Annotated in this window: 9 protein-coding genes; 6 read left to right on the top strand and 3 right to left on the bottom strand. The window is 49.5% G+C overall.

Features of this window, described 5'->3' with window-relative positions:
• Nucleotides 1-86: 86 nt before the first annotated feature.
• Nucleotides 87-2168, top strand: a complete 2082-nt coding sequence (locus BP71_RS08765; protein WP_496378187.1) for a choice-of-anchor A family protein — start codon at nucleotides 87-89, stop codon at nucleotides 2166-2168.
• A gap of 81 nt (nucleotides 2169-2249) precedes the next feature.
• On the opposite strand, the gene BP71_RS08760 is transcribed toward BP71_RS08765, so the two are convergent.
• A complete protein-coding gene (locus BP71_RS08760) occupies nucleotides 2250-3404 on the bottom strand; it encodes a glycosyltransferase (RefSeq protein ID WP_496378185.1) in 1155 nt (384 codons plus the stop codon).
• 6 nt (nucleotides 3405-3410) lie between these two features.
• Nucleotides 3411-4415, bottom strand: a complete 1005-nt coding sequence (locus BP71_RS08755) for a lysylphosphatidylglycerol synthase domain-containing protein (RefSeq protein WP_496378183.1) — start codon at nucleotides 4413-4415, stop codon at nucleotides 3411-3413.
• Between BP71_RS08755 and ruvC the strand changes: the two genes are divergently transcribed.
• Entirely contained in the window at nucleotides 4414-5007 is a 594-nt protein-coding gene (gene ruvC / locus BP71_RS08750) for a crossover junction endodeoxyribonuclease RuvC (RefSeq protein ID WP_496378182.1), read from the top strand. The genes BP71_RS08755 and ruvC overlap by 2 nt on opposite strands.
• Here the strand turns inward: ruvC and BP71_RS08745 are convergent, their stop codons facing one another.
• Nucleotides 5008-8364: a zinc-dependent metalloprotease gene (locus BP71_RS08745; protein WP_496378181.1), complete on the bottom strand. Its 3357-nt coding sequence runs from the start codon at nucleotides 8362-8364 to the stop codon at nucleotides 5008-5010.
• 274 nt (nucleotides 8365-8638) lie between these two features.
• Between BP71_RS08745 and BP71_RS08740 the strand changes: the two genes are divergently transcribed.
• The 4 genes from BP71_RS08740 to BP71_RS08725 all read left to right on the top strand — a co-directional run bounded on the left by BP71_RS08740 (nucleotide 8639) and on the right by BP71_RS08725 (nucleotide 13463).
• A complete protein-coding gene (locus tag BP71_RS08740; RefSeq protein ID WP_496378180.1) occupies nucleotides 8639-9283 on the top strand; it encodes a TetR/AcrR family transcriptional regulator in 645 nt (214 codons plus the stop codon).
• A 13-nt stretch (nucleotides 9284-9296) separates the two neighbouring features.
• Nucleotides 9297-10598: a TolC family protein gene (locus tag BP71_RS08735; RefSeq protein ID WP_496378179.1), complete on the top strand. Its 1302-nt coding sequence runs from the start codon at nucleotides 9297-9299 to the stop codon at nucleotides 10596-10598.
• A gap of 139 nt (nucleotides 10599-10737) precedes the next feature.
• The gene (locus BP71_RS08730; RefSeq protein ID WP_496378178.1) at nucleotides 10738-11847 is read left to right on the top strand and encodes an HlyD family secretion protein; all 1110 of its coding nucleotides are present in this window, start codon (nucleotides 10738-10740) and stop codon (nucleotides 11845-11847) included.
• A gap of 41 nt (nucleotides 11848-11888) precedes the next feature.
• Entirely contained in the window at nucleotides 11889-13463 is a 1575-nt protein-coding gene (locus BP71_RS08725) for a DHA2 family efflux MFS transporter permease subunit (RefSeq protein ID WP_496378177.1), read from the top strand.
• Nucleotides 13464-13465: the final 2 nt, after the last annotated feature.

Raw genomic sequence — 13465 nt, 5'->3', positions numbered from 1 at the left:
AAAGTACCCCCAGGTGGTCACAAAAAGAATAATTGATCGGAACAGGCGGTCTAATTTCGTTGAGTCAGAAATCAAAAAGACTCAACATGCTCGTCAGACCTTTATTCGTAATCCTCCTAGCGCTATTAGCACTGAACAATCTTAATGTATCAGCTCAAAGCCCAACTTCTGCCGCTCAGCGGTTCAACATATTTGTAAAAGGCAATGCCACCCTGGTGTCTAACGAAACGGAAGGGCCCATTGCAGTCGGTGGAAATGTGACCACCAACCAGTATCAGATCAGCTTCAACAAGCAGCATGGCGTGTTTTTCGTGAATAATGCCTCCATTGGTCTCGCAGTGCGTGGAGCTGTAACACTGAACAACGGAAGCCTGACTGTGAATGGCGACAACTATGTCAAGATAGGTAACTGCAATCCATCGGATGCTTCGGGTACCAACCTGAAAGTCTGGTACAAAGACAACAACAATGCAGCTTCGACTATTCGAATTACAGAAAGCAGCAGGCAGTACTGGGAAACGCCCAATATCACGATCAATGCAAATATTAATACCTGGTCACCGAGTGTCAACGATCTGGTAAACCCGGTATGTGAAAACGTATTCGGCACAGGTCCGGGACAAATCGATATCGACGCCGCCTTTGTCACAATGACCAAAAGGTCGAACCAGTTAAAAGAAATGGCGGACAATCTGCCGATCCGAGATCAGAATGGTAACATCATGGCATCCGCGCCCATGGGCCCATACCTCGACCCCAGCGCAATCGGCAACAATCCCAAAATCATAGTAGATCCGAACAAAATCAATATCCTGACCGTCTCAGCGGCCGTTTGGAACAAGATAGGGAACTCAAATATAGAAGGAATCCCTACCGGTCCTTCCCTGGGAGACGCTTCTTATGGTGGAAAATTCGGATTGATCATCAATATCGTAGACTTCCCGACTTTCTGTGCGGCCAATGGTGGCAATCCCCGGATCAATTTTCCAGGTTTCGGCGGGCTGTCTGATGCGCAGGGTGCATATGTGCTCTACAACTTTCCGGACGCAACAAAATCGATCACTTTGGCCGGCAATGCACAGATCAGTGGGACCATTTTCGCTCCACAGGCCGATGTAGTTAAGGAAAACAACGGGAACATCAACGGGCAGATCATTGCAAAAAGCTTTGTACACAACCGCGACGAAGTTCACTTCTGGCCGTTTTTACCGTCGATTCCGGAGCCGGTTGAGAAGAAAATCGATGTAACGGTATCTTCCAAGTGTGATAAAAATGCGCCCTGGTTGGATTACAACGTAACGCCTAACTTTGATGCAACCGGGTTGACAGCCAAAATCGAATGGATTAATTCAGAAGGAAAGGTAATTCAGGAAGACAACGACAAGCCTTTGAGCGGAAGCATCCTCTTTCCGGGAGCATCCCTGGACATCAACGGAAACGGGGCTGTTTGGCCTGGTTGGGAAAAGCAGGGTAGCAAATGGGTGGAAATCGACGATCGTTACGGATCGATGCGTAATGATGGAGCGAAGATCAAAGTGACCGTTGATTCATGGAAGGTTGTCGAAGTTACTTTCCCCGCTTCAACCTCAACATGTTACACTGTTCCGCCGCCGCCAACAGTTTTGCCGGTTAAGTTAGCGAGTTTTACCGCACAAAATGTAAATTGCAGCGTGGAACTGAAATGGAAGGTATCCGAAGCGATCGATTTTTCACACTTTGTAGTCGAACGTTCAACAGATGCGAGGACATACAGCGCCGTTGCCAGAATAGATTATGATTCAAACAAGAGCAATTACAGCTTCACTGATGCACCTTTTTCTTCTGAAACTGTACCTGCCAAGTACTATTATTATCGTCTGCAACAGGTGGATACGGATGAGTCATTTGAGTACAGCGCAATCCGCAGCGTAGAAGGAGGAAGTTGTGATGCAAGATTGTCAGTGGATTTCTTCCCGAACCCAACACACGACGAAATGAATGTGAAGAGCTTTTCGCCTGTTAAGAAACTGGAAATATTTACACTGGGAGGGAAGCAGGTTTATCAAATAACGCCTGCTCAAAGTGAAACCGAAATAAAAGTGAATGTTCAGGGTTTTGCGCAAGGTTTGTATATTGTGAGCGTGGTTAATGCGGAAGGTAAATATTCCTCAAAAGTGCTTAAAAAGTAGTGAATTGATCTTATATAGCGTTATGTGAAACTTAAAGCTGCCGGCAAGTTTTGCTGGCAGCTTTTTTATATGGCGGTGAGATCAAACCAGTTTTCTTCCCTTCCATTCATATTCTCCTTGCTGCGCAGCCAATCCGAAAAAGCATACATATAACGGATAAATGCATTGGGTCACCGGAATAAATGCCAGCGATTTCGGTTTCTTGAGAAAAACCAGCACGGAGCCCAGAAAGAACCACTCCGGAATGCATTTGGTTGCCAGCATACCCATGAACGTGCCTGGGCTGAGGAGTCCGGCCAATGCCAGGCCACCAGATACCAGGAGTGAGAAATTGCAGGCAAAGATATAAACCGCGAGCACGAGCGGTGTCTTGCTTTGGTAATGCTTCCATTTACTGGCCCAACGCTTCCTTTGCCGGTAAAAGCTGGCCCATTGCCGGTGTGGTTCCGTGCGGATGATAGCATCGGAATGGCGAAGGAAATGTACCGCGCCCGGATAGCGCGCGGCAATCTTGTGCATCAGAAACTCGTCGTCACCCGACGCAATGTGTCTTACTCCCTCGTAGCCCCTCACTTCTTGAAATGCTGCTTTTTCATATGCGAGGTTGGCCCCGTTGCACATGGACGGATACCCCGCGGACATCGATGCGGCGCCGCTTCCGATGAGGCTTGCGAATTCGACGGTTTGCAAATGGTCGGTCAGAGTTGTTTCACTGGTGAAAGTGACGGGTGAGCTGATCAGCTTCGCACCAGTGTGTACGTAGCATGAAGCGATCGCGAGCAACCAGCCAGGCTGTGCGCGGCAATCGCCGTCGGTAGTCACGATCAGATTGCCCCTGGCTTGCCCAATGGCGGTTTCGATCGCCCGTTTTTTGGGAGCCGAAGTCCGTACGTCCGGCAAAGGCACTAATAAGATATTCGCTGAGGCGGTTGCACCGAATGCGTGTACAATTCCGGCGGTATTGTCGGTAGAGCTGTCGTCCATCACCAGTACTTCGAATTTCGATGCAGGCCATGTCTGGCGGTTAAGGTCTTCGAGGAGTAAAATAATGTTTTCGGCCTCGTTCCGGACGGGTATAACCACCGTGATGAATAAGTCGTCGGGGAAGGTAGGGGATACTAAGGTTTTTTTGATCCTTGCCCAAAGCCATGTCAGTCCCAGCGTAAATATTGCATAGCTCCCCAGGATGATCCAGAGAGCGGCGTGGAGCCAGGAAATGAATGCGAAACAGCCCATGCCTATCTACACTTTAAATCTTTTCCATTTATACTTCCAGATCAGGAATACGCCGATGAGGATCGGACCGAGGACGTTTAACACCCAGATGAGGAAGGTAGCGGCGATGATTTGCTCAGGCGGGAGATGGAAAGACGCGAACACCAGCAGCGCCGTAAACTCGCGCAGGCCCAGGTCACCGAGTACGTTGATCGCCGGGATCAGTGTTTTGGCAAGAAATATCAATGTGACACAGGCCGCAAGTTGTGGTACACGCGCCGGAAAGTCGAACAAGGAAAGAGCGAGCACAAACTGGGTGAGGAAAACCAGATAACGCAAGGCACCATAAGCAGTGCTGATCACGAGATCGGTAGCGGTGTAATGTCCGATTACATTCAGATAATCTTTTACTTTTAATAAAAAAGGGCGTACGGGAGCCCATTGCCTGATTTGCTTCCGGAATGCCAGTGCTGCGGGGCCCAGCAGGATGATGGCGATCAGGATGATGTCTGTGGCGGATTTCGCAGAGTCGGGGAGGTCGAGCCGAGCTTTTAGCAAGACCCATCCCGCCGCACCTGCCAGCACCGATACATAAAACTGAATGCCATTGGAAATAAGTGCGGCCCCAATGGCTTCAAGCCTGCGATCTGATTTGAGTGAGGCGACCCTCCCAAGGGTATCGCCAAGTTGTGCCGGAACCGCGACTCCGACGGCCAGGCCCGTGAGTGTCCCGCGCATCGCTTCCCTGAATGATACCGGTGCAATGCGGCGGATGAGTTTTTGCCATTTAAGGCTTTCAAGTGCCCAGTTCACTGGTACGAGTACGAGCATTGCGATGAACACAGGGAGATGCTTCGCCGACCAGATATTTGTAAATACGGTTCCTATGTCCGAAATACCCTTTTGCTCGTTGCGGAAAGTACGATAAATGTAGCTCAGGATCAGGGCGGTCACCATGAGTTTGATCAGCCAGAAAACCTTTGCCTGACCGCTTTTTGCTTTTGGAGGAGAGAGTTCCTTATCTTGCACCATGTTACAAACGCAGCAAGCCGAAGTTTCGGAAAAAGTCATTATTGGGGTCGATCCCGGCACGCAGGTGATGGGTTACGGGGTGATATCGGTCAAAGGACAACAAATCTCGCTGGTTCAGTACGGGGTTATTCATTTGAGCAAATATAGTACGCATGAACTGAAGTTGAAGAAAATCTTTGAACGTCTTACCCAGCTCATCGAAGACTATCTGCCCGATGAAATGGCGATCGAGGATCCTTTTTATGGCAAAAATGCGCAATCCATGCTCAAACTCGGGCGCGCACAAGGCGTAGCGATGGCAGCTGCACTGGCACGTAACATTCCGATTGTCGAGTATTCCCCCAAAAAAGTAAAGCAATCCGTCACGGGTAGCGGCAATGCTTCCAAGGAGCAGGTGGCCTATATGCTTGAAAAAATCCTGAAAATGGAGCTGAGCCGGGAGTTTATGGATGCTACCGATGGCATCGCGATTGCTATCTGTCATCAGTATCATGCCAATTCACCCGCTTCGGTTGTCGCATCAGGTTCCAAAAAAGCTAAAAAGGGCGGTTGGGGGGCATTCGTAACGGAGAATCCCGGCCGGGTAAAGTAGTCAGTTCCGGATCATTTTGAGCGATTTGGTAATGTTACCAGCTTTCAGCCGGTACACATAAATGCCCGATGAAAGAAACATCCCGTTGACGTTCGCTGTATGCCATCCCTCAGGCAGATCGCCGCTTTTCAGTTCCGCTATTTTCTGGCCGCGGAGGTTGAACAGGTCCAGCCTGATACTTTCGGCTTTGGGGAGGTAAAACAAGATATCTCCCGAAGCACCCAGGGGATTGGGTTTGTTTTGCATCAGTGTCAATTCTCCCGGTTTTCCCAGCTCGACAGGTAATGCTTCCGAAGTAACGATGCAGCCTCCGGGATTGGTAGCGGTTACCGAATAGATGCCGTCCTGGTTGGCGACAACCGACGGGCCGGTAGCTCCTAATAAGGGTACATCATTCAATAGCCACTGATATTGGTAACCCTCCATGGGCGTAATTTTAAGCAAAGATTGATTGCGCTCGATAACTGGCTTAACGGATGTTGTCAGCGGATAAATGTCAAAAGGTGCGCTTTCATAGCTATTGATTTCAGGGTTGGTTGTGTGAATTGAAAGCGTGTACCTTCCCTGCGATAACGTCTCAGGTAGGTTCACGGAAAGCCGGTGAGAGGCTGGGGTGGGTACCTCCCAACGGATCGTTTTGTCCGAGCCCGACTGCCGGAGTTCGACTGTTATCCGGTTGTCGGGTGCAAAAGTGGAATTAGTGGTCAATGTAAGGTCTAACTGCTGGCCTGTGCAATAGGCAGGTTGGGGTGTCAATGTGAGGATTTGCCTTTCATCAAAGGTGTGGATCTCACCCCCCGTTGTCATGATTACTAATTGCCCTTTAAAGTATTCGATATCAAACGGCTCGCGAAGGAAATTGAGACCATCGGAATAAACGCTCACCTTACCATTGGAATATTTGATCAATGCGAACTTTTCCATTCCTTGATGGTCGGGTGTAAAGCGGTAGGATGCCAGCCACATAGCACCTTCCTCGTCAAATATCAGCTTCCTGACGTTGAGTTGTTGCAGTGGTTTGATCGCATCCCATCGGCCAGCAGTGACATCCAGTTTGAATACCCCGAAATCGCCGTATACATAGCAGTAATCATTTTTGTCAAATACCATTCCGTAAACGCCCTGCCAGATAGGGAATGACGGCTGGCGAGTCCATTGCTCGTTTTCAAACCGCCATACCGCGCCGCTATCGTCCACCGTCCAGACCCGCTCCTGATTGTCTTTTGCAATGCAATTCGGGATTCCGAGCTGTATTGCTTCACGGTAATAATGAAAGTTGCCATTATGGTATCGAATAATTCCTTTGTCAAAATTTTTTATGAAAAAGCCGGAGCGATCGGAGTACACCATCGTTTCGGTGTCATTCCAGTTTATCGGGGTGGGGGGCGAGATCCATTCAAATGTGTCTCCGGTTTTCAATGCGAAGCCCTGGTAAGGATCGGCCGTGAACGTTTTGCCATCTGGTGATGCGCCAAACGCCCTGAGGATCATGGGGCTTCTGCCGTTAGTTGTGGAGGGTAGGTGCGTTTGCCAGGATTGCAGATCGGTGGTGCGGTGGTATCCTCCCTGATAGTTAAACACATAGAGGTGGTCGCCTGCTTTTAGAAATCTGTTGTAAAGTACCATTGTCCCGCTAAAACTGCCGTTGTGCAGCACTTTTGACGGGGTGCCGAGGAAGCGGAAGCGGCTATCGAAAACGCCGGTGACAAATTTCGAAACAGTCCATGCCGATCGTATTTGGTTGGATAACAACATCCGGGAACGGGTAAAATAGGTGGTGTGCTCATGGAGCGACGGGAAGAATAGCTCCTTGTCGGTACACCAGTCGCCGACGGCATTGTTGGAAAAGGACCGCTGGAAAACAATGTTTTTGAAGGATGCATCGGTGGCGATCTCCATTTGGCCTGCGAAGGCATCCGCAATGGTGAGCGGAACCCATTGCCTGAGTGCCAGGACCGGTTTCGTGGAAATGACCAGGGTACTGTCAATAGAAACATGGCGGGTGGAAAGGGGTGTTTCGAGCCATACCGGTACCGACCATCGACTCCATATCCCTTGTTTGTTAACGCGGTACCGGAGTGAATACAACAGGTCGTTTTGCAATGATGTGGTGACTGAAAAAGATTGCATTCCGGTGCTGTTGACTTGTTCCGTTCGTTCATGTACCACATTGTCATACGGATTTTCCAACCGCAACTGATACGAAGAAATGCCCTCCAAACTCTTGAAAGAGCCGGAAACGATTCCGGAACTTTCGCGGGTTACCCGTTGCAGCGGGGGCGGTAGGGCAGATTCGGAGAACCCGCCCACTCTGAAATTAACAGCCATCGACCAACCACTGCTCCCCAGACTGTTTTCCGGTTGGTAACGAGCAAAGTAGGTGCCCTTGTTTTGCCCAACCGACTGAAAAAAGGACTGATTGACCAGGGTGTCTTCTACTACCTGACTAAAAGTTTCATCCTTCGCGATCTGGAATCGGTACTGTGCGGTTCGCGGTGACGGATACCATTCGAAGGACGGCATGAACCCTGTTGTATTACCCTGGCTTCCCAGCACGGCAAGGACGCCGGGTGCAAATGGTTTTTCATTATAGGGTTTGAGTGAAAACGACGGGTTAACCTCACCCTCGGCGAATTTTCTGATGAGATTCCTGCAAAGCGGGTGGAAAGTGAGTTTGGACCGGCAATAAGACATGATCGATCCATTCAGGAATTCCTGACGGCTCGGTGGGCATAATTCGGTTGGGTCTTCCAGCCCGCTGCACCTGTCAATGGGGCCGCCTGGCCAGTAGCAGCTGTGCGTGTGCGGTGATCCCAGGGTGTGACCAAGCTCGTGGGTTAGAACGTCGACATTGAACCGGTTGTCCGGGGCCGGGAAGTTGGATGTACATAGCCGGTACCCTCCGAGAAACATTCCGGAGCGGACTGATACCGACACCACCGCATCGCGTTCTTCATGGCGGTTCCGGTTCCAGTACTCGCCGATTGCGTAGAAATAGTCGAAATCAGTTTTCAGATCGTAGGGTTCCGGTTCTTGCCAGATATGTATGTGGTTGACCGTGAGCTTGATATTCATTTCCCGCTCGAAAATAGCCGATGCTTCGGCAAATATCCGGTAAATGGTGCTCCTGATCTTCTCCTGGTTCTGCCCGTAAAGCATAGCGGTTTTATAATCGACGTCGATACCCAGCCGGTATTCGAGCATTTCGCCCGCATTAGCCCTGGCTTTGGTGAGATCGACCTGTTTGGAGAGCTTTTGAATATAAGCGTCAGACACCGAATCGGCGGTGCCGCAATAGGGCACTGCCTGTTGACCGTATCCAGAACTAAGTGTTGCGACTAATAAGTTTATAATCAAGTACTTAAATAGTGTATCTGGTTTCATATGGTAAGGGTGGCTGAGTTTCTATTGCGGACGGTTTTGCTGATACGACACCTGAACCGCCGCTGTTGTTGCTTTTTTAATCTCAGTATTAAAAAACTTTAATGGTAATAATCCAACAATTCATTTTACTAATCAAACGTTTGTTTAATAAAATCAAACGATCGTTTGATTTTTGTTTATTGGCCTTTTACCTTTGTATCGTCACTATCAAAAAATAAGAGATAACCCTTGGTGGTGAACTACTTAAATGGAATACAACGCAAAACAATTGCAGATAATCGAGGTGGCAGAGCGGCTGTTTTCACAGAAGGGTTTTGCAGGAACTTCGGTTAGGGACATCGCACAGGAGGCGGATGTAAACGTCTCCATGATTTCCTATTATTTCGGCTCGAAAGAGAAGCTGATCGAGGCACTGTTTCAGCTCCGGATGACCGAATCCCGCTCGCGGCTCGAAATGCTGCTGACAGCGGAAGAGCTTTCCCCGATCCAGAAAATATACGTCTTTATCGATAGTGTCGTGGACCGTCTTATGGGCAATCAATGCTTCCATAATATTATGATGCGCGAGCAGCTTTCCTCCGAGCGGACGCCGATCATTTCCGAGCATATCCGGAACCTGAAAATGCGCAATGTGGAACTTATGCAGCGTATGATCCAAGAGGGACAGGATTCCGGTGCATTCAGAAAGACCATCGACCTGAGCCTTATGACTACCACGCTTTATGGAACCGTCAACTACGCCATAGCTACACAGGATTTTTACAAGAAAATCAACAACCTGGAACATATGGGCGAGGAGGAGTTTCAGAAATACCTCAAACGAAAACTAAGTCAGCATCTAAAAAGCCTATTTAAATCGACAGTAAGCAATGAACACCACAGCCAGAATTAAGACAATGGTTTGTATGGCAGTTGGGATTGCTTGGATTGCCGCCGGCCAATCCTACGCCCAGACTGCACGCACGATCAAGCTGGAAGAGGCCATTGATATGAGCCTGAAAAACAGCAAACAGCTGAAATTGAGTCAATCCAATATCGATCTCGCGGGACTAAGCATTCGTCAGGTGAAGGAAAATCAGCTGCCAAGTCTGAGCGTTTCCGGTTCTTACCTTCGCGTAAATAGCCCTAATGTCAACCTGAAAATCAAACAGGAGGGTAATGACAGTACCGGTAACTCGGGTGGGATGCCCAATGTCCACCAGGCGATGTACGGTATGGCAAGCGCATCACTGCCGCTGTTTTCCGGCTTCCGTTACAAATACGGACTGGAATCGGCAAAATATGTAGAGCAAGCCACCAGGCTGGACGCAGACGGAGATCGTGAAGCGGTGATCCAGAATACCGTTGCTGCTTACGGTAACCTGTACAAGGCAAGGAAGGCGGTGGACCTGGTAACCGAAAACCTGGCGAGCGAGCGTGAGCGCGTGCAGGAGTTTACCAACCGTGAAAAAAATGGTATGCTTGCCCGCAATGACCTCATGAAGGCGAAGTTACAGGAATCCAATGTAGAGCTCGCGCTCCTGAATGCGCAGAACGACCTCAAAATCACGACCATTAATGTAAACCTGCTACTGGGTCTGCCGGAAGAAACGGTAATCGAAGCCGATTCCAATAGTTTTATTGAGCTGAAGGCAGAGGGCAACGCGGCCGAATGGGAGCAAACAGCACTGACGCACCGGAAAGACTTTGCCGCGAACGGCATCCGTCAGAAAGCCGCGGACACCGATATCAAGGTGGCCAAAGCGGACCTGTATCCAAGTGTCGCATTGTCGGCAGGTTATGTGGCGCTGAACATCCCAGGCGTCGTAACGGTTCCGAATGCGGTCAATGCAGGGATTGGGTTTAAATACGACGTCGGTTCACTCTGGAAGTCGGGTGCGAAAATCGCCCAGGCACGGACCCGCGCCTATCAGTTACGGACCAACGAGCAAATTATCCTCGACAAGATCCATTTGGAAGTCAACACCGCCTATTACAATTATGTATTGAGTAAAAGGAAGATCGATGTGTATGCAAAGGCTGTTGAACAAGCCAACGAGAACTACCGCATCACGAAAAATAAATACGACAACAGCCTCGTAACGACCACCGAACTTCTCGATGCCGATGTAGCACAAGTCCAGTCACGGATCGATTACGAAGCCGCCAAAGCGGACGCAGTAGTGGCGTATAAGAAATTAGAGCAAACAGCGGGAGTTATTAATTAGGAGGAAAGGGAAGAAAGGGAGGGTGGAGAAATGGGAGGAGGGAGGAGAGAGCTTTGTTCTCTTTCGTTGGCAGATTCATTCATTCAGATTCCACTCCGGAAACATTCAGTCATTCAATCATTCAAAATTGATCCATAAAATGGAAACCAAACAAAACACATTGGCAACGGAGGAAGCACCTAAAAAGAAAAATTATCGCTTCCTGATCATATTGGGCCTCCTGATCGCCGGCAGCGGCACCTGGGGTTTTACCAAATATAACCACGGGCTACACCATGAAGAAACGGACGACGCGCAGATCGACGCCAATATCAGTCCTGTCATCCCGAGGATATCGGGTTATGTGACGGAGATTAAAGTAAAAGACAACCAGTTTGTCAAAAAGGGAGACACGCTGATTGTGCTCGACAACCGTGACCAGGTGATTAAACTGGAACAAGCGAAAGCGGCATTGGCCGGATCGGAAGGCAGCCTGGTCGTTGCCAATGCAACAACGAATGCCTCACAGGCGAGCGGCATTACCTATGAAGCTAACGTTTCGGTAGTGGATGCGCAAATTGAGGAGGCGAAAGTAAATGTGTGGAGAGCTAACCAGGACTACGCACGTTACGAAAACCTGATCAAAGATCATTCGATTACCCAACAGGAATTTGAACAGGCTTCGGCTACAAAACAAAAAGCGGAACGCGCACTGGCCGTATTGCAGGCACAAAAGGGCGCTGCGGAACGGCAGGCCAAGGCGGCAGGTAAGCAAACACGTGCTACTTCGGTGCAGACAACTGTGGCGAATGCGAATATCAAAGCGCGTGAAGCGGAGATCGCAAATGCACAGCTCAACCTGTCGTACACGATCATTACCGCTCCTACCGACGGCCGCGTTTCGAAGGTGAATGCACAATTGGGGCAGTATTTGCAGGCAGGTCAATCCCTGTTCAGCATCATCTCGACATCCGAACCATGGGTGGTGGCGAACTTCAAGGAAACCCAGCTTACTAAAATGAAACTGGGTCAAAAAGTGAAAATACATGTGGACGCTTTTCCTGATCATGAATTTGAGGCCACAGTCGCTTCGTTTTCGCCAGCGACAGGTGCCCGTTTTGCTTTGCTTCCCCCGGACAACGCCAGCGGTAACTTTGTGAAAGTGGTGCAGCGCCTGCCGGTGAGAATTGAATTCACCAAGATCAAGGATGAGATGATTTCGCAGCTGCGCCCGGGTATGAATGTATTTGTGGATGTGGAGCTAAACTAAGGTTCTGAACGGAATTTTTTGATTCTAAAAACCAAATATCAATGGAATTACAGGAATCACTCGTCGAATACGGCTACCGCAGGATTATCATTACGATCACTGCCGTGTTGTGTGCGCTGCTGGAAATAGTGGATACCACGATCGTGAATGTGGCGCTCAACGACATGCGGGGAAACCTGGGCGGCACATTGTCGGAGGTGAGCTGGGTGATTACCGCTTACGCGATCGGTAACGTGATCATCGTGCCGATGACCAGCTGGCTCTCGCAGCAATTTGGCCGGCGGAACTACTTTGCCGCTTCGATCATCATATTTACTGTGGCATCTTTTCTTTGCGGTAATGCCGATAATATCTGGGAGCTGGTGTTTTTCAGGCTGATACAAGGTTTTGGCGGCGGTGCATTGCTCGTAACGGCGCAAACGCTGATCACTGAAAGTTACCCGCCCGAAAAACGGGGGATCGCACAGGCCATTTACGGCTTGGGGGTGATTGTAGGTCCTACACTGGGCCCGCCGCTGGGTGGTTATATTGTCGATAATTACAGCTGGCCTTACATTTTTTACATCAACATTCCACTGGGTATCATTGCCGCGATGCTGACAATGGAATTTGTAAGAAGTCCAAAGTTCGCAAATAAAAAGTCGGCCAACGAAATCGACTGGTGGGGCATTCTCCTGCTGGCGGTGGCGGTAGGTTCACTGCAATACGTCCTCGAAAAAGGGCAGGAGGAAGACTGGTTCAACGACGGGATCATCGTGATCCTCTCCGTAACGAGCGTATTCTCATTCTTCTTCTTTATATGGAGGGAATGGACTTACAAAAATCCGATTGTGAACCTGCGCGTGCTCGCTAATGGAAACCTCCGGGTCGGAACGGTGTTGTCGTTTATCCTTGGTTTCGGTTTGTATGGTTCTACATTTATTATTCCGCTGTATACCCAGGCTACTTTGGGCTGGACGGCCACTCAATCGGGGATGCTCATGGTCCCCGCGGCCATTGTTACGGCGATGATGATGCCGGTCGTCGGGCAGTTGCTCCAACGGGGTGTGAAGCAACAATACCTGGTGGCCATCGGGATGGTATTCTTCTTTGTGTATAGTTACTGGGGATATCTGATTCTGACACCCGATACCGGAAAGGATGCTTTTTTTAATATGCTGATCGTCCGGGGGATTGGTTTGGGGCTTCTGTTTGTACCGATCACGACCCTCGCATTGTCGACATTGAAAGGGCGAGAGATCGGAGAAGGGGCGGCATTTACCGGGATGATGCGCCAGTTGGGCGGCTCGTTCGGGGTGGCGGTGATCACAACTTTCATCGCTCGTCAGAACATGTCGCACCGCAACGACCTGGTAAGCAAGCTTGATATCAATAACCCTGCTGTACAACAGCGCGTAGAGGGTTTGCAGCATACTTTTATGGGCAAAGGAATGACCCCGGATGTAGCTTTGAACAGTGGATATAAAATGCTGGATTATAGCATTTCGAAGCAGGCGCAGGTAATGTCATACATGGATGTGTTCCTGTACCTGGGCGTGATGTTTTTGATTTGTGTTCCCTTTGTGTTATGGACCCGGAGCGGAAAAACGAAAGTCGACGCTTCGGCCGTGCACTAGTG

The sequence above is a fragment of the Dyadobacter ginsengisoli DSM 21015 genome (assembly GCF_059568735.1).
The sequence above is the reverse complement of the archived record's forward strand: the minus strand, read 5'-3'. Positions and strand labels throughout refer to the sequence as shown.

Excerpts from the sequence above, each read along its gene's own strand:
- BP71_RS08740 (WP_496378180.1), top strand. The coding sequence starts at position 8,639 with ATGGAATACAACGCAAAACAATTGCAGATAATCGAGGTGGCAGAGCGG.
- BP71_RS08760 (WP_496378185.1), bottom strand. The coding sequence starts at position 3,404 with ATGGGCTGTTTCGCATTCATTTCCTGGCTCCACGCCGCTCTCTGGATC.
- BP71_RS08755 (WP_496378183.1), bottom strand. The coding sequence starts at position 4,415 with ATGGTGCAAGATAAGGAACTCTCTCCTCCAAAAGCAAAAAGCGGTCAG.
- BP71_RS08765 (WP_496378187.1), top strand. The coding sequence starts at position 87 with ATGCTCGTCAGACCTTTATTCGTAATCCTCCTAGCGCTATTAGCACTG.
- BP71_RS08730 (WP_496378178.1), top strand. The coding sequence starts at position 10,738 with ATGGAAACCAAACAAAACACATTGGCAACGGAGGAAGCACCTAAAAAG.
- BP71_RS08735 (WP_496378179.1), top strand. The coding sequence starts at position 9,297 with ATGGCAGTTGGGATTGCTTGGATTGCCGCCGGCCAATCCTACGCCCAG.
- BP71_RS08725 (WP_496378177.1), top strand. The coding sequence starts at position 11,889 with ATGGAATTACAGGAATCACTCGTCGAATACGGCTACCGCAGGATTATC.
- ruvC (WP_496378182.1), top strand. The coding sequence starts at position 4,414 with ATGTTACAAACGCAGCAAGCCGAAGTTTCGGAAAAAGTCATTATTGGG.